This is a genomic window from Bartonella australis AUST/NH1 (assembly GCF_000341355.1).
Classification (GTDB): Bacteria; Pseudomonadota; Alphaproteobacteria; order Rhizobiales; family Rhizobiaceae; genus Bartonella; species Bartonella australis.
The window spans coordinates 685071-710315 of the sequence record NC_020300.1 but is presented as its reverse complement, the minus strand read 5'-3'; the positions used below and the strand labels follow the sequence as shown (position 1 = coordinate 710315).

Below are 25245 nucleotides of genomic sequence, written 5' to 3'. Positions count from 1 at the left end.
TACTCTATTAGCCTAAGCACTTTCACTTTTTTCAAACGGACAGTCTATCTATTATCTTTTCACGCCCTAAAAGCGGTAAAAGTTTCCCCATTTCAGGACCATGCTCCATACCAGTGAGCGCTTGGCGTAGCGGCATAAATAAATCTTTTCCTTTGCGACCTGTTTTTTCTTTCAATGCTGCAGTCCAAATTTTCCAGCTTTCATCATTTAATGTACCCTCAGGTAACAAATTGAGAGACTGTTCCAAAAATGCACGATCTTTAAGCGCAACTGTGTCAAAGCTTTTATCATCCTGAATAATTGTCCACCACAAAGATGCATCCTTCACCTTCTCGATATTTCCCCTTATCGCGTTCCAGAAACGCTCCGCCTTCTCCCCACGAATAGAAAGTTTTTCAAGCCGTGTCTTAACTTCTTTGTAGTCTAATTCATGAATAAGATGCCCATTTAAAATAAAAAGGTCAGTAATATCAAATTTCGCAGAAGATTTTGAGGTATCCTGGAGATTAAATTTTTCTAAAAGAGCTCTTTGATTAGGATAAGCCCGCACATTTTGCGACGTCCCAATTAAAACAGAAAGACATTGGACGGCCATAGACTCAAACCCTTCCTCTCGCAAAGAACGGATGGAAAGGTCGCTGTTACGTTTTGAGAGTCCTTTTCCCGAAATTGTCGTCAATAAATTGATATGTCCTAAAATTGGGGATTTTGCACCCAGAGCCTCAAAAATAGCGATCTGCGCACCTGTATTAGTGATGTGGTCATCTCCACGAATAATATGCGTAACGGCCATATCTATATCATCAACTACAGAAGGCAATGTATAAAGATAGCTTCCATCTTCACGAATTAACACAGGATCTGAAATAGAGGCTAAATCAACTCTCTGCTTTCCCTTTACGATATCGTCCCAGTGAATCTCTGTTCGCCTTGTCTGCAATGGATTATTTTCAAAATTAGGCAAAAGAAAACGCCAATGGGGCTTACGACCTTGAGATTCAAAAGCCTTCTTGTCTTCTGATGTCAATTTCAATGCGCTACGGTCGTAAATAGGAGGTTGTTTGCGTGAAAGCCGAATTTTACGACGCCGATCTAATTCCTCCTCTGTTTCATAACAAGGATAAAGAAAACCACGTCGTTTCAGAGTTTCTGCAACCTCATTATATCGATCAAACCGCTTAGATTGATAATAAACTTCGTCTGGTTTAATATCGAGCCATTCGAGGTCAGCCGCAATACCATCGATATATTCTTGTTTAGAACGTTCAGTATCTGTGTCATCATAACGCAGAATAAACGCCCCCTTATGCGCCTGCGCGTAAAACCAATTAGATAACGCGATACGAGCATTGCCAATATGAATATTACCTGTCGGAGACGGAGCAAAACGGACTTTGATCATCAAAACAACGTTCAATTTTTATCACGAAAACGGTTAGTAATAGGATAACGAAAGCCACGCCAAAAATCTTTACAGCTAATCTTTGCGCCGGGCACAGACTGTCGCCTCTTATATTCAGCTAAATAAAGGAGGTGTTCAATTTTCTCAACCATTTCTCGTGAATAACCACATTTAACAATATCACAAATGCTCATATTTCTTTCTACAAAAAACTGCAAGATATCATCTAAAATAGGGTAAGGGGGGAGAGTATCTTCGTCCTTTTGGTTTTCCCTAAGTTCTGCGGAAGGCGCTTTCGTTATAATGTTCGACGGAATAACAGCTCCCTTCGCCCCTAACAAATTTTGCGAGTGATTTTTATTACGCCACTCAGCTAATGCGTAAACCTGCGTTTTATAAAGGTCTTTAATAGGGTTAAAGCCCCCACACATATCGCCGTAAAGTGTAGTATATCCGACTGACATTTCCGACTTATTACCTGTTGTCACTACCATTGAACCAAATGTATTTGAAAGGGCCATTAAAATGGTTCCCCGTGCACGACTTTGGAGATTTTCTTCCGTAACATCAGGCTGTGTTCCCGAACACACAAGTGCCAACGCACTCAAAAAACCCTCAACAGGCTGGAAAATTGGTATTATTTCATAATGGCAACCCAAAAGCCGCGCACAATCTTCAGCGTCCTTCAACGATTGCTCTGAAGTATAATGATAGGGCATCATAACAGTGCGGACCCTTTCAGCTCCGAGTGCGTCCGCAGCCATCGCTGCACAAAGCGCTGAATCAACCCCTCCTGAAAGACCAAGAACAACATCTTTAAAACGGTTTTTATTGACGTAATCCCTTAACGCCAAAACACAAGCATGATAATCTGCAGCCAAACCATCTAAGAGCTTTTCACTCGGGCCAGAAATACATTGCCACCCTGTAGATTTTCGTTGCCAGTGATTCAAAGAAATATGGCTTTCAAAATGTTTCATTTGAAATGCTATCTTACCTTGTCCATCGAGAGCGAAGGAACCTCCATCAAAAACAAACTCATCCTGGCCACCAATTTGATTAACGTAAATAACTGGTACACCAGACCTTATAGCATGTGCACGAACAACATCTACGCGTTTCAGCATCTTATCGCGAAAATAAGGAGATCCATCAAAAACAAGGAGAATTTCCGCTTTTTCATCACCAAACTCTGAATCAATAGAAGGATCGTTCAAAATATCTTCACAAATCACGATTCCTAATTTTATTCCACGATGAACGATAAGTTCGGAGCCTAGACTAGGAGAAAATGCGCCCTTTTTGTCAAATGCAGCATTATTACGCAAATCAAACCCTAGGCACTCAGAAATTATCCGTCCGCCGTCAAGAAGCACTGTGCCATTATAGACGGCGTCATCGCGCCTCAGCGGGACACCAACGATAATTCCAGGTCCTTCTGTCGTCGCCTCTGCTAATTTCCCGATAACGCCCTCGCACGCTTCTGTAAAAGCAGGTTTCAGAACAAGGTCCTCCAGCGGATAAGCACTCACAAAAAGCTTAGTCAATAAAACGAGGTCAGCACCCTGTTTTTGGGCCTCTTGATATGCCATCATTGCAAGAGAAAAATTCCCATCAATATCGCCAATAACGGGATCTAATTGAGCAACAAAAATTCGAAAATCATTTTTTATAAGCTTTTGTGTCACCATGCTGCTCCGACTTAGTATGATTACACGCAGGCTTAGCCTGATTACACACAGGTTGCAAGCGCAAAAGTTTTTCTTTTAAAGAGCATTTAGCCTGACAAATACCGCAAATAAATGACACCGCCTCCGCCTTTTTTATAAATTTCCAACGGCGGTTTTCGGATCAACATTGCAATTTTTTAAGAAGTTCGGCAATGAGGAAGGCTAGTTTTAGAGACTGGCCCGCGTTTGACCGCGGATCACAGTGGATACGATAGCGATCGGAAAGATCTCCCACTGATATAGCGCATACACCACCTGTGCATTCTGTTACATTATAACCAATCATTTCGATATAAATACTGCCTGAATGAGTTCCTTCCCTTCGATGTACCCAAAAAAATTCTCACCCTCCTGCAAAATACGAAAAGGGCGCATTTTATAGCCATTTACAACTGTACATCGGACAACAAGACCATATCATCCTGAGCTTTTCACGTTCAACTACACGCATTAATACAGGAAGATGACCCTCGACTTTATCACAACCAAAGCGAACAATTAGACTAAGCCTTCCCGCTTCATTTTCAAAATTAAGAGATTAATTTCAAAAGCTCCCCAGGAGCAACGGAATGGCTACATTTCAACCCGACAAGATTTTTAATATTTTAGCAATATTCAACATGTGTATGACCAGGTTGACGTGTACGACTGCCGATCCGTGACATGTGAGCGGATGTTGCGCACCAATCTCAAAAACTCGAAGCAATCCGTGTTAAAGCTACCTCTCTGAAGCCTTACACAAAATCTAAACGCAAAAAATCTTGCTATTCACTGTAATAGCACTGCCTAATTTTCCAACTTTTTCCCATTTTCGTATATGTAACTTGGCTCGTACATAGTCACCAACTCCTCTGCTATAGTTGGATGCACGGCCATAGTCTTATCAAAGATATCTTTCGTCACTCTTCCCTTTAAAGATATCCCTATAAGCTGAGCCATCTCACCGGCCCCTTCTCCTAAAATATGTGCGCCAACGACAACACGACTTTCACCATCTACAACGAGTTTTATAAACATTTTTTCTGAATTAGCAGAAAGAATATCGCGCATAGGACGAAATAACGTACGGTAAATTTCAACGCGCTTATAGCGGCCTACAGCATCTTCTTCTGAAAGACCAACAGTTCCGATCTCTGGCTGCGAAAAAACGGCTGTTGCAACTAAATTATAATCGGGTACAGTAGGGATATTCTTAAACGCCGTTTCAATAAAACACATTGCTTCATGGATAGCGACGGGCGTTAATTGAATACGGCCTGTCACATCACCGACAGCCCAAATATGAGGGATGTTTGTTGTCATTCTTTCATCAACGATGACCGCACCAGATTCATTCAATTGAACGCCTACCCGCTCAAGCCCTAAACCCACTGTATTTGGTACCCGTCCTGTAGCTAACATAACCTGATCAGCACTAAGGATTTGTCCATTTGATAAAAAAACATCGTGACATTCACCTCTGGCTTTAATTTGGGAAATTTTTTCTGCATAGACAACAGAAATCCCTTTTTTTATCATCGCGTCACTTAGCAATCGCCGCAAATCGTGATCAAAATTACGAAGGACCAAATCGCCGCGATGGAGTAATGTTGTTTTTACACCTAGTTCATGAAAAATATTGGCAAATTCAACACCAATATAGCCACCACCAACAATTATTATTGACTTCGGAAATGCTTTAAGATCGAAAATCTCGTTGGAAGTAAGACATAAATCGCTCCCTTTTATTTCAGTATTTGACGCGGTTTTTGCCCCCGTTGCAATTAAAATTTTTTCCGCTCTTACCCGTTCACCTGTTGCAGAAAGCTCCAATGTATGATCATCTACAAAAATAGCACGACTTTCATAAATACGGACATTATTATCTTCCAACCCTCTACGGTACAGCCCCTCTAATCTCGATATTTCTTTATCTTTGGCCGCAATTAATTTTTCCCAACTGAAAACTGGAGCAGTGTGTTCCCATCCAAAATCAACGCTTTTACTGAACTCTCGTGCATATTGTGATGCATAAACAAACAATTTTTTGGGTACGCAACCGCGAATAACACAAGTGCCTCCCAAACGATATTCTTCCGCTATAGCCACACGCTTACCAAGCTTCCCAGCGAGGCGGGCAGCACGGCCCCCACCGGACCCCCCTCCAATCACAAATAAATCAAAATTAAAAGACATAATGGACCACCCCTTCCCACACAGCTACATTGCACAGCGTTATCGGCATTTATCACAAAATAAAAGCTCCTTTTTGTTTTCCAAAGTCATTTATCATCATATAAAAGCCATTTTTTCAGAAAACGCCGCACGGACCGCCTACTTTCTTATAAAAGAAGAGCTATCAGTTACTGCAATTATCTGAGCCAGACTATTTTGGACCTTTCGAGGAGCTGGGCGCAACAGAAGTAACAGACTTGCTCGAATCGGGCACGTTGGACATATCCCTTTTTACGTTTTCCATGAGACTCTGTGCAATAGCAGAACGCCAGGTATTAAATGCAGAATAAGCATCGCGTGCAGCATCTGGAACTTTTGTTAAAAATTTTTTTCCAACGTCAGAACTGTAAAATATCGTGATTTTATCGAGCTCTTCAGCGCTGAAATGTTTTGCATACACGTAAGCGACTTCTTTTTCTAAATCAGCGTACCGCTTAGCTAAAGCAAGTGCCTGTTTATCAACTATCTCAGAAATACTAGTTGCCAAATTAGGATCACTACTTATCAATCTGTCTTTGAGATCACGTGCAGCAATCAGCAAAAAATCATCAAATTGATCGGTTGCGTGAATAGCAGAAATCGCTTTTTGAGCTGAAGCTAAATGACGCTCATCTATATCCTGTTGTGCGCCAGCTATCCCAATATTCATAACTAACATAGCAACTACGCTAAATGACGCTGCAAAGCGCCGGAAACAAAATAACACCGCTCTCATTAACGTCCACTCCCGTAATTGTCCTAATATTTTATCCAAAATTTTCAGTGGTATTTTCTATTATAACGAATATGTCAACGTATAAATCACTTTTTAAAAATCGGATGGTTCTAAAACTTTTATTTCGCCATCTGCCATCGCTATAACCGAGCGAGAGGCCAATCCTAAAAAAAGGCCATGCTCAACAACGCCAGGAATCTCAAATAGTGCGTTCGATAATAACTTTGGCTGTAAAATACGGCCAAAATCTGCATCCAGGATAAAATGTCCCCCATCTGTTTCAAAAGGATTCTCTCCATTCATCCGAAGCGTAATTTCTCCTGAAATCCCCAAATTTTCAGCCGCTTTTCTAACAGCTTTGCGTGTAGCGTTTACACCAAATGTGTTAATTTCAATCGGCAAAGCAAAAGCGCCAAGTGTTTTTACCATTTTTGTTTCATCGGCTACGACCAGCATCGCACGCGATGCCGCCGCTACAATTTTTTCATATAACAGCGCCCCTCCTCCCCCCTTGATTAAAGTCATTTTAGGACCGATCTCATCGGCTCCATCAATATCAAGGTCGAGCTCAGATACTTGCTCTAAAGTAGTGACAGCTATTCCGAATTTGCGGCATAATTGTTCGGAATAGCGTGAAGTAGCCACACCAGTCACACGCAGACCGCTCGCAACACGCTCACCAAGAAGGCGAATAAACTCATTCATTGTGGAACCAGTCCCTATGCCAAGCAGCATATCATCTTGGACGAATTCAAGCGCTTTAGAAGCCGCCATTTTTTTAAGCTCTTGGATATCCATGAATCACTTTTCCTTATATTAATCAGTGATATTCATTACGAATTAACCATAAAAAAGCAATCTGCCACTTTAATCTGCCACAAATTTATTCCTGCCTTCTAACTAAAAAATACTAGTTATTACAGAAAAGCATTTTAATGAAATGACGCGAAAATTAGTAATTGGTCAAAATCATTTAAATTTCGCCATATTTAATAGAGAATTTTGGTTTAACTTCCACCGTCGAAAATTTGCGTTAATTATACGCCTCTACGAAGCTGCTGAAGTAATCAGGTCTTGAAAATTAATCATCTTGAAGAAATTTTTTAAGCTAGGGGGATGACGGTGAGAATATTCAGGCAAATTAAAAAAACCGCAAATTATTTCTGATTTTAGTTGCGCTCTTGTATCGGGAATACGAAAAAAGAGATTACGATGAAAAGGCATCCAGCGGTTATCGAAAAATTAAACGAAGCTCTTGCACACGAAAGTAGAACCATTAATTAGTACTCGTTGCATTCTTTTCTGATAGAAAATTGGGGATATACAAATCTGACTAAATTAGAACGTAAAGAATCTGTGGAAGAAATGGGTCATGTAGATAAAATCGTTAAACGCATTATTTTTCTCGAAGAGTGCCCCAACCTTCGGACTCCTTTCGCCATTGCGAGTCGGGAGAAATCTCGGAGAAATTTTAGAATATGATTTCGTTAGTGAGTATGATGCTCAAAAATTCTATTATTCCCGAATTGCAGTAATCTGCATTGTTTATTATGCATAAAATCATTTTATCACACTGAGATATTTTGGGGATATAATTTGTAATTTTGCGGACTCAGGATCCGGGCGCGTTTTTTTAATGCAATTGAGTAAATATCTCTATAAGCTTTTTCTGTGCGCATTCCATGGCCTATGGAACCCTGCAGAGGACCATATAATATCTCCTCTTTTTGTTACCATAACACTCCCACGTGACAGTAATTCTTGAGGTGTAAATGTTATTTGCGCGGTCTCGTCGCGTGTTTGACTATCCGTTATGAATGTCCTGACCGTAATATTTTGTTTTGCATGTTGGTCCTTTTCTCCGTGCAAAATAACAATTTTCAGCCCATTTTTGCATAAAGATGTACAAACTTTATCATCGCAGAGGAACTGTTCATTAAAGGGTGGACCGCTTTTTGTCGGTTTGATAATCTTGTTTATATGAAATGATTTTTTCCATACAGATGCTACAAATTTTGGTGCATAATAACGGTCAATATACAGCTTTCCGTTATCGATAATACCCACGAGCTTTGCGCTATCTGCTATAATTAATTGCACAGGGGAATATGTAACGTAGATAAAAATACCAGCCAAAATAAAAATGTTAAAAAAGAATCTAATGGCCGTCTTGCAGAACGTTAGTCCGATTAAGCCCAAACTCAGTAAAATGAGCACAGATAATGGCATAAATCCAGGATTAAAAACAGGAGAAATAGCCGTTATAGCGTGGGCGATTTTTATCACGAGCCCTACACCGAAGCCCATAATCTGCAATGGCAACCATTCAAGCCCCAAAAGCATCGCGAATGCCGCCATCAATCCAAATGGCATTACGAGAATTAATATAACGGGTAAGGCTAAGGCATTACTAATAATACCGAGAAATGCTACATTGGAAAAGTGGTACGCAGCGTAAATTCCACTAACAGACCCTGCCACAAATGAAGACACACAAGTTGAAATAACTGATGAAAAAATAAAATGAAACACCCGACCACCAACATATGGTGGCGTTGTTATGCCTCTGTAAGAAGACCGCCTGCCACTCCACCAATCAAAAGCAGCGATTAAAGCTGCAACCGCAGAGAAAGACATTTGAAAACTTGGTTCTAATATTTCATGTGGACTTACAGTAATAATTACTAAGCCAGAAATAGCAAAATTACGCATTGTCAAAGCAGTATGATTACATAGTATGGCAATTAACATAACAGCAATCATTATAAAGCTTCTCTGTGCTGCTACGCCTGCGCCAGATAACACTAAGTAAAAAGCCGCTATTATTAATGCTGCGATCGCAGCAAACTTTTTAATCGGGTAACAGGATGAAAAAACTGGAAAAAATGCGAAAAAACTGCGGATAATAGTAAAAACTACACAGCTGAGTAAAGCCATATGCAAACCTGATATTGATAAAATGTGCGCCAACCCAGCCGTACGCAATGCCTCATTGGTTCCATACGAAATACCACTCCGCTGTCCTGTTATTAAGGCAACGGAAACGCTTCCCTCTTCTCCACTAATTGCTGCACTAATTCTCTCAGCCATTTGCATTCGTAAACTCTCGATTTTCTGTGAGAGCATACCTAATATTGTACCAGGCGGGGAAATTGGTATTTTGATTGGTTTTCCTAGATAAATTCCCTGGGCGCCAATCCCTTTAAAATAGTTATGAAAACTGAAATCATAACTTCCTGGACGCACCGGCCCGGATAAAGCACTAAGCTTTACTCTTCCGTATAATCCGTCGCCGGGAGTTAACCCCGGCGGCAAATGTCTCGCTGTTAAACGAACACGATCAGGTCCATTATATAAAATAGGCTTTTCTGTACTTAAAACATCTATTTTTAAACGAAATTCCCCCTTTGCCGTTGTTTCAATAGAAACGATCCTTCCCGTTAATGTAGCAAAAACATCGCTGTCTAGCATTAATGTGGATATGCGCCATGTTTCTATTTTTGCGGATAAAGCGCCTAATACAACGCAGAATAAAACCCCAACTACGAGCCATATTCTCCTATAGCAACGTAAAATATACAATGTTCCAATGAATATACTGATTGCTACGATAAACTGTTTCCAGCTCGGTTCTTGATTTAAACTGAAATAAAAAATGGCTCCTGTTGCAAAAAATACGAAATTTAACGAGAAAAGGAACCCAAAAGAGATTTCCTCTTTTATGCAATCTGCCAGCCATTTTTGAGAAAACACTGCTGCTTCTTTTAGAGATGTAAATAAAGAAACCTTTTGTTCATTATAGGTAGCGTTACTTGCATCACCGATAATATAAGGATACCCTTGCCACGTCAGGCTAAAATTTTCCTTTTTTGATGAGCCTTTTATTGATAGACCATCCCCAGTTTTATTCTGGTCTAGCATCCATGAATCCCCGTCTTACTCACAATGCAACTATTGCACCCTCCGCCACCTATGCTAACATAGCTGTTTAATAAGGTTCCATACATAACATTAATTAGAGGACAATATCCGTGCCCGTCGTTACCCGTTTTGCCCCTTCGCCCACAGGTTTTCTTCATATTGGCAGTGCCCGCACCGCTCTTTTTAACTGGCTTTATGCAAAACACAATGGTGGCAAAATGCTTCTACGTATCGAAGATACAGATAGAGAACGTTCAACAGATGCCGCGGTAAAAGCTATTATAGACGGCTTACACTGGATGGGGCTCAGTTACGATGGGGATCCTATTTCGCAGTTCGAACGAGCAGGACGTCACCGTCAGGTTGCCGAACAATTGGTAAAAGACGGCAAAGCTTATTATTGTTATGCTTCTCCTGAAGAATTAGCTGAAATGCGCGAAAATGCCCGTGCAGAAGGTCGTCCTCCCCGTTATGATGGACGGTGGCGCGACCGTGATATTTCTGAAGCTCCCAAAGGAGTTAAACCTGTTGTCCGTATTAAAGCACCACAAAATGGAGAAACAGTTTTGCACGATCGTGTTCAGGGCGATATTCGCTTTCCAAATAAAGACCTGGATGACTTTATTATTTTACGTTCCGATGGTACCCCAACTTACATGCATGCCGTTGTTGTTGATGATCATGATATGGGGATAACACATATCATTCGCGGCGATGATCATCTTACAAATGCAGCTCGCCAAACAATTATTTTTAATGCAATGGGGTGGGATATCCCTATTATGGCGCATATCCCACTTATCCATGGTGAAAGTGGTGCAAAATTATCAAAACGACGTGGTGCACTGGGTGTTGATGCTTACCGAACAATGGGATATCTTCCTGCGGCTATGCGCAATTACCTTGTTCGTCTAGGTTGGAGTCACGGCGACGATGAACTCATCTCTCTAGAAGACATGATTTCCTGGTTTGATATCGATGATATTAACAAAGGTGCCGCTCGTTTTGATATCAAAAAACTGGATGCCATTAATGGGCATTATATACGCACATGTGATACTCAAAACCTTTTTGATGCCGCTCTTGGTATTTTGCCAGATATTGAAGGCGGGTTAGATATACTTGAAAAACTCAATGAACAACGCCGTGCTCAATTTTTAGCCGCAATACCGAACTTAAAAGAACGTTCAAAAACGCTGCTTGAACTTATTGACGGTGCTTCCTTCATCTTTACGCAGCGACCATTAACTCTTGAAGAAAAAGCAAAAACACTCTTGGATGAAAGCGGCCAGCTCACCCTGAAAGGTGTTTATCATGCTTTAAAAGCATGCCCAAATTGGGATGCAACAACACTGGATGAAGTTCTTCGGCATTATGCACAAGAAAAAGAGCTAAAATTTGGAGCTATTGCCCAACCTCTTCGAGCGGCCCTTACAGGGCGTACAACATCACCAGGAGTTTTTGATATCCTCGTTTTATTAGGGCGAGACGAATCTCTTAATCGTATTAATGATCAAATTATTCTAGCTGAACACTGATAATAGTATTACAAATACACCTAAGCATTTTAAATGCAGCTATCTCGACGTGAAGCAAATATATGTTAGGTAGAATCGTAGTTAAAAAATATTTTTAGATTGCATGAACTGACTTTTAAGGTAAATCTACTCTCGCCATGGGTAGGAGAAGCTTCGATTATATATCCCCTGTCTAAATAAGGGTTCGGTTGAGTTTTAGAAATGGGGAATCTGAAAGGAATATTTAATGTCTGAGCACAAAGCATACATCATCGCAAATGACACAAAAATAGAGTTGCCGGTGCGTAAAGGAACTATCGGTCCTGATGTAATTGAAATCTCCTCTCTTTATAAAAAAATGAACACCTTTACCTATGATCCTGGATTTATCTCAACTGCTTCCTGTGAATCAAAAATTACCTATATCGACGGCAAAAAAGGGATATTACTTTATCGTGGTTATTCTATAGACCAATTAGCTGAAAATGGGAATTTTCTTGAAAGCTGCTACCTTTTGCTCCACGGCGAATTACCAACTAAACAAGAAAAAATCGATTTTGATCGCTGTGTTATGCAGAACGCAGCAGTGGGTGAACAATTCGAGCGCTTTTTCCAAGGTTTCCGCCGTGACTCTCACCCTATGGCTGTTATGATTTCTTGTCTTGGAGCCCTATCCACGCTTTATCACGATTCCATTGATATTGCAGATTCTCAACAGAGAATGATCGCCCCTATTTACCTTATCTCGAAGATTCCAACCCTTGCCGCTATGGCTTATAAATACAGCATTGGACATGCATTTATCCATCCGCGCGATGATCTCAGTTATGCTGAAAATTTTCTCCATATGTGCTTTTCTACCTCCGGTGAAGAATATAAAATTAACCCGGTTCTTGCCCGAGCTATGGACAGAATCTTCACTCTTCACGCAGATCATGAACAAAATGCGTCCACTTCAACTGTACGCCTTGCAGGTTCATCAGGAGCTAACCCATTCGCGTGTATCGCTGCAGGCGTCGCGTGTCTGTGGGGACCAGCTCATGGTGGTGCTAATGAAGCGTGTTTGAAAATGCTGCAAGAAATAGGCTCTGCTGAAAAAATTCCCGAATTTATCGCGCGCGCGAAAGATAAAGACGACCCATTCCGTCTTATGGGCTTTGGCCATCGAATATATAAAAATTATGACCCACGTGCTAAAATTATGCAAAAAACTTGCCATGAAGTTTTAAAAGAATTGAACATTCAGGATGATCCGCTGCTCGATATTGCTGTAAAGCTTGAAGATATTGCTCTTAATGATGAATATTTTGTTGAGAAAAAACTTTACCCTAATGTTGATTTTTATTCTGGTATTATCTTAAAAGCCCTGGGTTTCCCGCCTGAAATGTTTACTGTTCTTTTTGCGCTAGCGCGTAGCGCAGGTTGGATTGCGCAATGGAAGGAAATGATCGAAGATCCTGCGCAAAAAATTGGCCGGCCGCGCCAACTTTATACAGGTCCCACTGCACGTGAGTATATTTCCGTAGATGACCGTGTAAGCTCAAAAGCTGAAATCGTCAATCGGTGAAAACTTTGTTTATCGGAAACTTTATTTTTAAATTTCACGGGCCACCAGGTTAATTTAAGGCAGAAATATTTGTAGGCGTATCCCTGAGGCTTTTTCTGTAAAGATGGCGTTATCATTAAAATTATAATAATTATTACCAAAATTTTCTGCTCTCTTTACCAATTCGTTGGCAGAAGTTGCGGCCGTCCTATTGATATAGAGGATGCTTTTAAGCGATAATACCACTGAGCTAGAAGTAGCCTCTACCAATGTCCTATACAAATATAATTGACTTACAATCATCCTCATATAGGAAGGAAACTGCAAAAAATTTATGCTCTTCCCTTTTAGATAATATCGCCAAAATCTACTTAATGGCCGCTCTTCGGCGACGTGCAGAGTGCCTTTACATCTTTATTTCCGCAAATTAGAAAAGGGGAAAAATATACTGCTAAAGTTCCTACTTCTGAAAAATAACGCAGCAACAGCAAGCAACGTTAGTGTATAAGCAGAATAATCACGCCATATATCTACGCCTTTTTTGGCATTGCTCGCGTAAAATATGCTGCCTTTTTTCTCTGTGGAAAAACACATCCGTATCTACGCAAGCCTATTAGTTTCGTCCTATTCTCAACATGAAATACCCAAAACGCCGATATTCGCGTAACTTATTCACGCGGGCAGAGCTGCTAAATTTGAGCTTTTTTGTGGCTAAATTTGATGCTATTTAAACACTGATGAACTTTTGTATTCCTTTCAGCAGGACTTAAAGATTATAAAAACGCGTGGTGACTCGTCATTTTTCCGCATATTTAACAGGAGGACTTTATGAAATTATTGATAGCAGCTCTGGTGACTAGTATGATGCTGCCTTTTCAATTAGCTAATGCTGAAACGCTGAAAATCGCAAGTGAAGGCTCCTACCCTCCGTTCAGCTATATTGATTCAAACAATAAACTCCGTGGTTTTGATATCGATATATCTTACGCACTTTGTGAAAAAATGAAGGTCGAATGTACAGTCTCTATCCAAGATTTCGACGGGATTATTCCAGGACTCTTGGCGAAAAAATATGACGCCGTCGTAGCATCTCTCACGCCTACACGAGAGCGGCTACAAAAAATTGACTTCACGGATTCTTACTATAATACAACGTCAGCCGTAGTTATTTTAAAAGATTCAGAAATTAAAAAAATATCAGCAGAAGCATTTAAAGGCAAAAACCTTGGTGTACAATCAAATACAATACAAGCTATGTATGCAGAAGATAATTATGCCTCTAAAGGGGTAACTGTTAAGCTCTATCCTACGACGATAGATGTCAATCGCGATCTTTTGAGCCGCCGCCTCGACGCTGTTGTCCTGGATAAATTGCAAGCATTAAACTGGCTTGAAAATGATGGGAAGGATTGTTGCCTTCTTTTAGGGGATCTTGAAGAGGCGAAAACCCCCGTTGCGATCGGTATTCGCAAAAATAACGATGACCTTAAAGAAAAGTTCAATAAAGCTATAAAAGAGATTCGAGCAGACGGGACATATGATGAAATTATGAAAAAATATTTTAAAATCAATATCTATTGAGTATCGATAAGAATTTAAAATTAGACAAATCATTTATATTGTTAGAAAATAGTTGTCCGAATCTTTATTAGGAGCTCCGGGATGATGGGAAATTGGGCATTGCTATTGTTTAGCAATGAGGGGTGGTGTGCGGTAATAGTTTCTAGCGCAGGGATGACATTGTTGCTAGCTTTATGTTGTGTATTTCTGGGATTGCCCCTGGGACTTCTGAGTGCAGTGATGATTCAGTCCGATATCAAAGTGGCTAAAATTACAGCGACTCTATTTTCATCAATATTTCGTGGCTTGCCAGAGCTTCTAACTCTATTCCTTGTTTATTACGGCTTACAAAGTCTCATTCAAACTACACTTGAATATTTTCGTATTGATGTAATATTTAACATTAATGCTTTCGCTGCCAGTGTCCTTGCACTCAGTATGGTTTTTGCATCCTTTTCTTGCGAAGTTTGGCTTGGGGCATTTAAGATTTTCGATAAAAGCCAATACGAAGCAGCCAGAGCTTTAGGTCTTTCGCGTTCAACGACGTTTTTTCGTATCGTTTTCCCTCAGCTTATTCGCAATGCTTTACCGGGGCTTTTTAACAATTGGCTTACTTTACTCAAGGATACATCTCTTGTTTCGACTATCTCACTTATGGACCTTATGCAACAGACTAATTTAGCGGTTGCAGCAACCAACGAACCCATGCTGTTTTATCTTGTTGCGTGTTTATTTTACCTGATATTTTCGGGGATTTCTGCTATAATTTCGCGCTATCTAGAAACGTCGAGCCAAAAGGCCTATCAAAAGGTATTAGTCTGATGGTCTTTGAGTGGTTCCGCTTTCTTTTTAATCCTGAACTTTTAAATCAGTATGGGCCGAAGCTCATCGACGGTCTTATAGTTACTTTTGAACTCGTCTCTATTTCTTATTTTATAGGTTTTTTGCTCGGTATGTTGCTTGCGCTTGCACGTTTAGCAAATAACAAGCCCTTGCAATACTTAGCCCGCGCTTATATTTATTTTTTCCGTGGTTCTCCCTTATTAGCACAACTATTTCTTTTTTATTATGGCCTCGGTTCAATGAGCGATTTTTGGCAACACGCCGGTTTATGGTGGTTTTTTCAAAACGCGTGGTATTGCTGTCTATTCATTTTTTCGCTTAATTCCGCTGCTTATCAAGCAGAAATCTTCAGAGGGAGTCTTCTGTCAGTAGCAACTGGACAACGTGAAGCATCAAAAGTTTTAGGGCTAAACAACTTCGTGACATTTTTCAAAGTCATCCTCCCGCAAGCAGCCGTCATGGCGTTACGTCCCTTAGGAAATGAATTTATTTTGTTGATTAAATCCAGCGCCATTACTTCACTTGTAACTGTCTACGACTTAATGGGCGTTGCCAAACTAATCTATTCACGCACATTCGATTTTCAAGTTTATATGTGGGTTGCTATTATTTACCTTTTCATCGTTGAGCTTATTCACTGTTTTATCGTTTTCGCAGAACACCGTCTCACCCGGTATTTACGGTAAACATAAATGATCGTAAAAACTTTCCAGCGGATTAAGCTACCCGTAATCGTTTCATTTATTCAATAAAAGAACGCAACAATATGAATTCAGAAAATAAAAATAATAAGCCTGTCAATATCCCCAAAGATTCAATTATCTCTATCCGTCATTTAACTAAGTGGTATGGAAATTTTCAAGTATTACAGGATATCAATTTAGATGTAAAAAAAGGCGAGCGTATTGTTATTTGCGGTCCTTCTGGGTCGGGAAAATCAACTTTAATCCGCTGCATTAGCCAGTTAGAACGAGCACAAGAAGGTACGATTCGTATTCACAATGTTGACATTCATACCGCTCCTATGCAGCAACAAAAAAATGTTCTACGCAAAATAGGAATGGTATTTCAGCATTTTAATTTATTTCCTCATATGACTGTTATACAAAATTGCACTTTGGCACCTATGGCAGTTCAAAAACTTTCAAAAAAACAGGCAACAGAGCGAGCAATCCATTATCTTACACGCGTTGGTATTGAAAGACACTGCGAAAAATATCCTTTGCAATTGTCTGGCGGACAACAACAACGCGTCGCTATTGCGCGCGCACTTTGTATGACACCTGAAGTTATGCTTTTCGATGAACCAACATCAGCTCTTGACCCAGAAAGTGTCGGAGAAGTTTTGGAGGTTATAGTTCAATTAGCAAATACAGGGATAACAATGCTTTGCGTTACTCATGAAATGAAATTTGCACGCGAAGTCTCAAAAAGGATACTTTTTTTAGAAAACGGGAAACTTATCGAAGATACGACATCTGATGTATTTTTTACCAATCCCAAAAGCCAACGCGCTCGTGATTTTTTTGCAAAAACCAAATATTAATTGTCGATATTGTTTTGCCCGCAATTTTCCGTACTCTTTTTTTTGAGGAAATTTATGACCACTTGAGCGGCAATTACTCCTGAGCGTGTTTTCGTTCTCATTCTCTGTTCCACTATGTCAAAAGCATCAAATTGCGCCTGCCTAAATAAGCGGTTACGTAAAAGTTGCTCTACCTGTCTTGCTAATATGCCAGGCCGCGAAAATTCATTGAAATATTCTGGAATAATGGGCTTATCGACGATAATATTTGGAAGTGCAGCACTCCATGACGTTATCTTTGGCAAGAAGAATAGCTTAGAAAGGTAATCAAGTTTATAGCACAGCACCATGGGAATTTTTGCCAGTGCCAATTCAAGCGATACTGTCCCAAGTGCCGCAAGTGCAACATCAGCATCTCCAAAAGCGCGCCATTTTGCATCTTCACCGACAACAATCTCGGCCTTACTGCTCCAATTCTGCGCTAAAAAACGAACTTCATTCACCAAATGCGGTAAAGTTGGTAAAAGAATGCGTAAATTAGGGATACGCTGTCGAACAATTTCTACCGCTTTTCCAAAAATAGGCATTAAATGGCGAACCTCGAAAGTGCGCGACCCAGGTAAAACGACCATCGTAAACAGCGGCATTTGTTTGCTAAGCGAATGCTTTTTTTCTGCTTGAATAGCTAAAAGCGGTGGGTGAGTCAAAAGACGATGTCCGACATAGGTAGTAGGCGGTCCTCCTAAATCCTTCATAATCTTTTCTTCAAAAGGAAAGACCGCCAAAACATGATCAATAAATCCGCACATAGCTTTAGCACGCTCCGGCCGCCATGCCCAAACAGTCGGTGCAACATATTTAATAATCGGAATAGAAGGCGCTAATACGCGCACCTTTTTTGCAATACGATGGGTAAAATCAGGACTGTCAATGATAATTAAACAATCTGGTTTTTCTCGTGCAATAAATTTGGACAAAGTGCGAATACGTGTCAATAACAACGGTAATTTTTTTAAAACTGCACCTAAACCTATCAAATTAATATCGTCAAAGTTAAAAACGCTTTTCAAACCCAGCGACTCTAAATTTTTACCCCCAACACCGATCAAGTGGATATCACGTTCCATCTGATGTGATAAAGAAGAAATTAAATCTGCTCCCAGTAAATCTCCAGATTCTTCTCCTGCAACAATAGCAATCTTTAAGCAATCATTCATGATTATATTTCTCGAATGATTTCTATAAACAATGAGAGCTCGTCAGCTTTTTCTACTGTTTCTCTCGCAGACAATATCAGGCTCCTGTTCGCCTCCACGGCAATACCAACCAACCCGCTTTTTGCAACATTAATTACCGTCATAGGCCCAATTGAGGGCAAATCAACCCGATTATCTTGTTGCGGTTTTGCACATTTCACGAGGACACCACCTTTAGATGGAATTTGCTTTCTTTCCCGCATTTCATAAATTCGCCGCAGCATATTATCAGTTCCTTCTGCCCCTTCTACTGCAACCACCCGACCACCAACAGCCACAACTGCTTGCCCGATATCTAATTGACCTAAAAGCTTTGCGGCTTTAGTAGCTAACAAAATCTCGGCTTTCTGCTTTCGGGTAGCACGCCGCAATGTTAAATCAAAATCCGCCGGAGCCAATAAATCTGGTACAATTTCATGAGCACCTATAACACGAAAGCCACGCGCTTCGACAACTCGTATAAAAGCTTTTAATAACGCGTCATCGCCGCTTCCTAATACCTTAAATAATTTAGGCAAAGCTAAAAAAGTTACCCAATCGAGTCGCAATTGTAAAAGATTCGGCCGTATTTTCACGCCACCTGCTAAAATGACATTGCAAATTTCTGCCGCTTTTAAGATCTTGAATAACTTCGCTAACTCTACAATCGATAATTCGCAATGTTCGTAGCCGTAAAGCGCGGGGGAATCTGCCTCGCCGCGCAAAAGCACAAGAAAAGGTTCCTGTCCGCGCTCTTCGAGCACTCGAGCGACAGTAACAGGCAGAGTGCCTCCCCCTGCTATGACAGCAGTCCGGCCAGAAAGAAAATTCCCAGCGCAAGAGGAGGGCATTATTCAGTCCTCTCTTAAAGGTATAGCACCACCTTCAAACTTAGGTGTACAATAAAAGCGTTTTCCTTCTTCCCGAATAAAATTAATCATGTCAGTCACAGACTGAGAAGTAGAATAGGAAGAAAAAACATCACCTAAACGCTCTCTAATAGGTTTACTCCGATCAAAAAGCATAGAAACAGCGTGACGTAGCGCATGAATTTCTTTACGCTCAAGACCGGCGCGTTTCATACCAATGATATTTAATCCAGCAAGTTTCGCTTGCACCCCGACGGCTGTTCCATAAGGGATCAGATCACCGACTAACGCAGATAAACCACCTATAAATGCGTGGTGCCCAACACGAACAAATTGATGAACAGCGGCGCCACCACCGATAATAACACAATCCCCGATTGTAACGTGTCCACCAATCATAGCATTATTTGCGAACGTTACGTGGTTACCTACATGGCAGTCATGTGCAACATGAGCATAAGAAAGAAACTGACAATTATTTCCAACAACCGTTGCCCCCATACTGGAATCAGATCCTTTATGCATCGTTACCCCTTCGCGAATTAAACAGTTCTCACCAATAGAAAGAGTTGTACCCCCTCCTTTATGCTTATTATTTTGTGGATCTGCACCTAAAACCGCATGCGGAAACACTTTGCCATTCGCCCCTAACGTTGTCTTACCTAATATCACAACGTGGCTCATTATGCTACACCCATCACCAATAATAGCCTTCGAACCAATATGACAAAACGGCCCGACTGACACATTCTCACCGAGCTGCGCGCCCTTTTCTACAAAGGCAGTCGGGTGAATTTTTGTACCAGACATTTCTCAATTCCTATTTCATTATTTATTCTGATTCGACAATCATCGCAGCGACTTCTGCTTCAGCAACACGGATGTTCTCCACTTCTGCAATACACGAAAAACGTCTAATACCAGACCGTTTTTTTAACAGACGAACATGAATCTTCAACTGATCGCCGGGTAAAACTGGCTTACGAAATTTTGCATTATCAACAGTCATAAGATAAACTAAGCCTGTTTTCTTATCGCCTGATCTTAAAAGTGAAATTGCTCCTGCTGTTTGCGCCATAGCTTCCAAAATCAGGACACCAGGCATCACCGGTTTTTCAAAAAAATGCCCCGTAAAATGCGGCTCATTGATTGTCACATTTTTAATACCAATCGCTTTTTGGTCACCATCAATTTCGATTATACGATCAATCAATAAAAATGGATAACGATGTGGTAATATCGACAATAATTTATCAATATCTACATCTTCTAGACTGTTAGCTTTGCCGGTATCGATCATATCAGCACTTCTCCCTCTCAATTTTGCTAATACGACGCAGCGCCAATACTTCACGAGACCACTGCTTAAACGGTCGTGCTGGACTGCCGCACCATTTTTCACCATCTGGAATATCATTCATAACACCGCTGCGCGCGGCAATATAGACGCCCTTACCTACTGTGATATGATCTGCGATCCCGACTCCTCCGCCGAGCTGAGACATATCGCCTATAGATGTACTCCCAGCAATCCCACATTGACCAGCAATGAAGCAGTAACGACCAATCTTAACGTTGTGGGCAATCTGCACCAAATTGTCAATTTTACTACCTTCGCCAATAATTGTATCTTCAAGCGTTCCACGATCGATTGTTGTATTCGCGCCAATTTCTACATTATCTTGGATAATCACACGACCAAGCTGCGGAATTTTTTCAACCTCGGAAACACCACTAATATAGCCAAAACCATCCTGCCCAACGCGAACACCAGGATGGAGGTGAACCCTATCGCCTATTAAAGAATACTGAACTGTCACCCCAGGAGCAATGTAGCACTCACGTCCAATACGGCAATTTTCACCAATAACAGCAGTTGACGAAACGAGAGTACCTGAACCAATTTCCACGTTTTTTCCTATCACAGCCCCCGCTTCGATGCATACATCATTTTCAAATATAGCACTTAAATGAACATGGGCATGCAGCGAAATTCCTTTTTGACTAAACCAAGGCATCGGCTTAACAGAATCAGGAAATAAAATGTGCCCGATTCGAACAAAATCACGCCGCGGAGTAGACGTCACTAATATAGCCATAGATTCGGGAATTTGAAAAACAACATCAGCCGTACAAAAAACAGCAGCAGCTAAGCTCCCCGATAAAGCACCAGAAAATTTCTGATTCTCTACAAAAACGAGAGAACCCTCTCTAGCACTTTTAATAGAAGAAAGGGCACTTATAACTACGCCAGAAAACTCCGGGTTAAGGAGCTCTGCACCCGTTAACTCCGCAATATCAGCGACCGTTAATTGCTGAGACGGTGTAAAAAAAGACGCACCCGCCATCAGAACCTTCTCCCTTCTGGCCCTAACCTATATTCTTAAAATCCTTCCTTTCGGAAGAAATTCAAATTAGAACTTAGTAGAAATACCAAAATTAAATTTCTGCACATTATCCCCTTCCTGTTTGACTATCGGCCAAGCATAATCAAAACGCAGCGGGCCAAATGGCGACTCCCACATCAAACTAGCTCCTACAGAAGCACGCCACGCACTTTTAGTACCAGTAACAGGCGCTTCACCCTCAAAAGCAGGTTTATAATCATTGCCATAAATAGTCGCAACATCCGTAAATAAAGCAGCACGAAACCCTAAATCAGCAGGCACAATGGGCACAGGAAACTGCATTTCAGCTGTTGCATTTATATACGTAGTCCCCCCTAAGAAGGACGCTCCACCATCGCTGGAACTTTGACGCGGACCTATTCCATTGTATTTAAAACCGCGGATCATATCTATATTGCTTTTAAACATATCAAAGATACGAACGCCATCTTTCCCTACGCTGTGAATATAACCGCCACCGAAAGAAAATAAGCCGACGAGGTCCATCTGATCAGAAAATGTCTTATATATTATCGCCTTACCAGTCGTCTTCAAGAATTTTGCATCCCCACCAAGTCCCGCAAATTCCTGAAAAAAGCGAGCATACACACCATCATGCGGATTTCTCATATTGTCGATAGTGTTATACGTCAGAGCATAGCCAATTGACGAACGATGCCAAGGACTGTGCCTCGCAGCCTGAACAATCGCACCAGAATATTTTCCATACAGCTTCCTTATATCACTATCATTAGTTAAGTCATAATCCCCACCAAAATCGTACTCTTCTTGCACATAAGAATAAGATAAACTGGCGGACAATTGATCATTGATTGGCACCCCAAACCGAAGGGAACCGCCTGTTTGCCGGACGTCATACGCTCCATCAGAGCGATAAGTACTACGAAAAATATCAACACCAGAAGACAAGTTGTAACCCAAAAAATAAGGTTCAATAAATGACAAATTATAATTACGGGACTTCTGTTGCCCAGCACCTAAACCTAAGCGAGCATACTGGCCGCGTCCCCCCAGATTACGTTCAGCAACAGATAATTCAAGCGACATACCGGGACTCGTACCACCCGTTGTATACGCCCCAGATAGAGAAATATCCCCCGTCGGAGCTTCTACTACATCAACAACCAATACGACCTTATCGGGCGTGTCAGTTTGGACTACCGAAATATTAACTGCTTTGAAAAAACCTAGGCCCTCTAAACGATTCTTAGCTCGTTGCACCAATGTTTGGTTATACGCATCACCTTCATTCAAATCAATCTCGCGGCGGATAACATAATCGCGAGTCTTTTCATTGCCACGTATTTCAATCCGCTGAACATAAGCCCGCGGACCTCGCTCGATGTTGTAAAGAATTGAAATCGTATGATTCACAAAATCACGATTTCCTCGTATATCAACCTTAGTGAAAGCATACCCAGAATCAGCAACTCTGTCATTAATAATCGCGGCAGACTTCTCGATATATTTCGCATTATAAATATCACCTGGGCGAATTTTAAGCGCATTCCTTATAGACTGAGTATCAATCCCATCAATATCGCTTTCAACTTGAATATCGCTTATTTTATAACGCGCCCCTTCATCAAGAACGAAATTAATTTTATAGGCATCACCTTCTTTGTCGAAAACTACTTCAGACGAAACAATCCGAAAATCTGCGTATCCACGATCACGATAAAAGCGTTGCAACGCTTCTTTATCCGCAGCTAAACGCTCTTCACTGTAAACATCGCCACTCATCAATGATGCAAATATCCCTGAAGGTTTTGTTAAAATTACATCACGTAAACGCCGCGCTCCGAACACTTTGTTTCCCTCAAAAGCGATATCAGCGACCTTCGTTCTCCGCCCTTCAACAATATTAAAAACAACATTTACACGCCCTTTTCCCAGATTGATAATCTGAGTCGTGACAGAAATATTATCGCGACCAATAGTCTTATAAGCCTCGCGAATCACCTTAACGTCAGCTGAAAGCTTAGCAGAACTGAAAGACCCATTAGGTTTTAGAGAAATAAAACGCTTAAGGTCAGGCTCTTTGATAGACTTATTCCCCTGAAATAATACCTGATTAACTACTTCATATTCTTTAACCGCCACAACCAGCTTATTGCCTACCTGATTTATTTTAACATCATAAAATAAACCCAATCCAAAAAGGCGCTTCACCGCAGCATCGACATCGCCACTGGAAAAATTTTCCCCAACTCTAATCCCTATATTATCCTGAATCGCCCGGGAACCAACAAGCTGGTTACCATGAATCTCAATGGATCGGACGACAGATGCCTGCGCTCTTTCAACCACTGAAATGGACATAATGGCCACCGCAGCGGCAGCCACAATCATGGCTGACACCGATACAGACGTTGCACTAAAAAACCGTGAGTTCGCAGTCATTGGCTTCACTACCTTACTTTATCCTCTGGACACAATTCCTCAAAAAGTCAACCGCCATAACAACTTTTTACCGAGATGTTTAACCTACTTAAATACTAGCTGCAGCACACGGCGCCACAAGATTTTGCAAGTATGGTAAACAACCCCAATTTGTATCCTTTTATTACTACCTAATTTACGAAATGTTTTCCATACTTTATTAGCTAAACCAACAAAAATAATCATTTAATAATGCGAAGAGCATAAATACAAAAACAACGAAAAAACCCATCTGGAAAATAATCGCCTGAATTTTAGCGGGCACTGCTTTCCCAACGACAACCTCAATAACATAAAATAACAAGTGCCCACCATCAAGTGGCGGAATCGGAAAAAGATTAATCAGCCCGACACTAATTGAAAAAAGAGCTGCAAAATTCAATAAAGAGACAAAACCTGTTTCACTAAACTCCCAAGCAGTCTTAACAATCTTGGAAGGACCGCTCAGCTGACAGCGATCTCCTTGCCCCCTCATTAAACGGTCAATAAAAAAAACCGTCTGACTGACAATAAATGTCGTGCGTTTTAACGCCTCTCTCACCGCTCCCCCCAAATTGTAGAAAATACGTTTTTCGTAAGTTTGGTCTAAATGCCCAGAATTACCTGGATCAGTAGGCGCCCTTACGCCAATCATAGCAATGCGAATCCGATTACCGAAGCCATCACTCCTTTCAGTTATTATCGGCGTAATCACTGCCTTAAAAACTTTTTCCATACGCTCCATTTTAAATTCTATAGGATTTTCACCACGAAAGGCCACATAAGTCACCAAATCTTCAAAACTGTCGATTCGTTTACCATCCATTTCAATAAAACGATCACCTTGCATTAAACCCGCTTGAACAGCAGGAGAATTTTCCACTAAAGAACCAACAACAGGCTCGATCGCGACGCGTCCATAAAAAAAGAAAAAAAACGTTAAGATAGCTACAGCAAAAAAGGCGTTAAATAAAGGACCCGCGAAAATAGTCGCTGCTCTTTTCCAAGCGTGAGCGCGTGCGAATGAACGATGCATAGAAGAAGGAGACTGAGAAGATAGTACACGCGATTCATTCTCATCTTCGATAAATTTTACGTATCCCCCTAAAGGAATAAGCGCCAAACGCCATTGTGTGCCGTGCTTATCTATATAACTTAGTATTTTTGGCCCAAACCCAAGAGAAAAAATTGACGCCCCAACACCACACCAACGCCCAATAAGATAATGCCCTATTTCGTGCACAAAAATGACGAGCATAATGATAAAAACGACGCTTACCCCCCGTAAAAATAGACCATCTATACCAGATATATAATTCAAGAATTCCAAAATATCTTT

Annotated in this window: 19 protein-coding genes and 2 pseudogenes; 7 read left to right on the top strand and 14 right to left on the bottom strand. The window is 40.9% G+C overall.

The genetic code is table 11. From position 1 onward, the window contains the following. Positions 1–31: 31 nt before the first annotated feature. From gltX (BANH1_RS02990) to rpiA, 6 genes and pseudogenes are all read right to left on the bottom strand, one after another. Positions 32–1402, bottom strand: coding sequence for a glutamate--tRNA ligase (gene gltX / locus BANH1_RS02990; RefSeq protein WP_015397952.1), 1371 nt, complete (start codon positions 1400–1402; stop codon positions 32–34). Between the two features lie 11 nt (positions 1403–1413). Beyond that, positions 1414–3093, bottom strand: a complete 1680-nt coding sequence (locus BANH1_RS02985) for an NAD+ synthase (protein WP_015397951.1) — start codon at positions 3091–3093, stop codon at positions 1414–1416. Positions 3094–3253: 160 nt separating this feature from the next. Next, positions 3254–3631 (bottom strand): annotated as a pseudogene (locus tag BANH1_RS07625) (3-deoxy-7-phosphoheptulonate synthase). Positions 3632–3918: 287 nt separating this feature from the next. Then, entirely contained in the window at positions 3919–5310 is a 1392-nt protein-coding gene (gor, locus tag BANH1_RS02980) for a glutathione-disulfide reductase (protein WP_041582959.1), read from the bottom strand. A 187-nt stretch (positions 5311–5497) separates the two neighbouring features. After that, on the bottom strand, positions 5498–6061 hold the full coding sequence (locus BANH1_RS02970) for a DUF2059 domain-containing protein (protein ID WP_015397949.1): 564 nt from the start codon (positions 6059–6061) through the stop codon (positions 5498–5500). 93 nt (positions 6062–6154) lie between these two features. After that, entirely contained in the window at positions 6155–6859 is a 705-nt protein-coding gene (gene rpiA, locus BANH1_RS02965; protein WP_015397948.1) for a ribose-5-phosphate isomerase RpiA, read from the bottom strand. A 492-nt stretch (positions 6860–7351) separates the two neighbouring features. Between rpiA and BANH1_RS07530 the strand changes: the two genes are divergently transcribed. Next, positions 7352–7543, top strand: coding sequence for a ferritin-like domain-containing protein (locus tag BANH1_RS07530; RefSeq protein ID WP_244427667.1), 192 nt, complete (start codon positions 7352–7354; stop codon positions 7541–7543). A gap of 174 nt (positions 7544–7717) precedes the next feature. Here the strand turns inward: BANH1_RS07530 and BANH1_RS02960 are convergent, their stop codons facing one another. Continuing rightward, complete coding sequence (locus BANH1_RS02960; RefSeq protein WP_015397947.1) at positions 7718–9982, bottom strand: ComEC/Rec2 family competence protein; 2265 nt, start codon at positions 9980–9982, stop codon at positions 7718–7720. A 110-nt stretch (positions 9983–10092) separates the two neighbouring features. On the opposite strand from BANH1_RS02960, the gene gltX (BANH1_RS02955) reads away from it, so the two are divergent. The 6 genes from gltX (BANH1_RS02955) (at position 10093) to BANH1_RS02925 (ending at position 16994) form a co-directional block, all read left to right on the top strand. Further along, entirely contained in the window at positions 10093–11520 is a 1428-nt protein-coding gene (gene gltX, locus BANH1_RS02955; RefSeq protein ID WP_015397946.1) for a glutamate--tRNA ligase, read from the top strand. Positions 11521–11746: 226 nt separating this feature from the next. Next, positions 11747–13066: a citrate synthase gene (gene gltA, locus BANH1_RS02950; RefSeq protein ID WP_015397945.1), complete on the top strand. Its 1320-nt coding sequence runs from the start codon at positions 11747–11749 to the stop codon at positions 13064–13066. Positions 13067–13873: 807 nt separating this feature from the next. Beyond that, positions 13874–14626, top strand: a complete 753-nt coding sequence (locus BANH1_RS02940) for a transporter substrate-binding domain-containing protein (protein ID WP_015397944.1) — start codon at positions 13874–13876, stop codon at positions 14624–14626. 81 nt (positions 14627–14707) lie between these two features. Beyond that, a complete protein-coding gene (locus tag BANH1_RS02935) occupies positions 14708–15427 on the top strand; it encodes an ABC transporter permease (RefSeq protein WP_041582953.1) in 720 nt (239 codons plus the stop codon). Further along, complete coding sequence (locus BANH1_RS02930) at positions 15427–16134, top strand: ABC transporter permease (protein WP_015397942.1); 708 nt, start codon at positions 15427–15429, stop codon at positions 16132–16134. Before BANH1_RS02935 ends, BANH1_RS02930 begins: the two co-directional genes overlap by 1 nt. A gap of 80 nt (positions 16135–16214) precedes the next feature. Next, positions 16215–16994 carry an amino acid ABC transporter ATP-binding protein gene (locus BANH1_RS02925; protein ID WP_015397941.1) on the top strand — a complete coding sequence of 260 codons (780 nt, stop codon included), beginning with the start codon at positions 16215–16217 and terminating at the stop codon, positions 16992–16994. Here the strand turns inward: BANH1_RS02925 and lpxB are convergent. From lpxB to rseP, 7 genes and pseudogenes are all read right to left on the bottom strand, one after another. Next, positions 16991–18190, bottom strand: a complete 1200-nt coding sequence (lpxB, locus tag BANH1_RS02920) for a lipid-A-disaccharide synthase (RefSeq protein ID WP_015397940.1) — start codon at positions 18188–18190, stop codon at positions 16991–16993. The genes BANH1_RS02925 and lpxB overlap by 4 nt on opposite strands. Beyond that, positions 18183–19059, bottom strand: a pseudogene (locus BANH1_RS02915) (LpxI family protein). Before BANH1_RS02915 ends, lpxB begins: the two are co-directional and overlap by 8 nt. Positions 19060–19062: 3 nt before the next feature. Continuing rightward, the gene (gene lpxA, locus BANH1_RS02910; protein ID WP_015397938.1) at positions 19063–19887 is read right to left on the bottom strand and encodes an acyl-ACP--UDP-N-acetylglucosamine O-acyltransferase; all 825 of its coding nucleotides are present in this window, start codon (positions 19885–19887) and stop codon (positions 19063–19065) included. Positions 19888–19909: 22 nt separating this feature from the next. Continuing rightward, a complete protein-coding gene (gene fabZ / locus BANH1_RS02905) occupies positions 19910–20377 on the bottom strand; it encodes a 3-hydroxyacyl-ACP dehydratase FabZ (protein WP_015397937.1) in 468 nt (155 codons plus the stop codon). A gap of 1 nt (position 20378) precedes the next feature. Further along, positions 20379–21425 carry a UDP-3-O-(3-hydroxymyristoyl)glucosamine N-acyltransferase gene (lpxD, locus tag BANH1_RS02900; RefSeq protein ID WP_015397936.1) on the bottom strand — a complete coding sequence of 349 codons (1047 nt, stop codon included), beginning with the start codon at positions 21423–21425 and terminating at the stop codon, positions 20379–20381. Between the two features lie 66 nt (positions 21426–21491). Continuing rightward, complete coding sequence (bamA, locus tag BANH1_RS02895; protein ID WP_015397935.1) at positions 21492–23888, bottom strand: outer membrane protein assembly factor BamA; 2397 nt, start codon at positions 23886–23888, stop codon at positions 21492–21494. 199 nt (positions 23889–24087) lie between these two features. Then, positions 24088–25236, bottom strand: a complete 1149-nt coding sequence (gene rseP / locus BANH1_RS02890; RefSeq protein ID WP_041583206.1) for an RIP metalloprotease RseP — start codon at positions 25234–25236, stop codon at positions 24088–24090. Positions 25237–25245 lie beyond the last annotated feature (9 nt).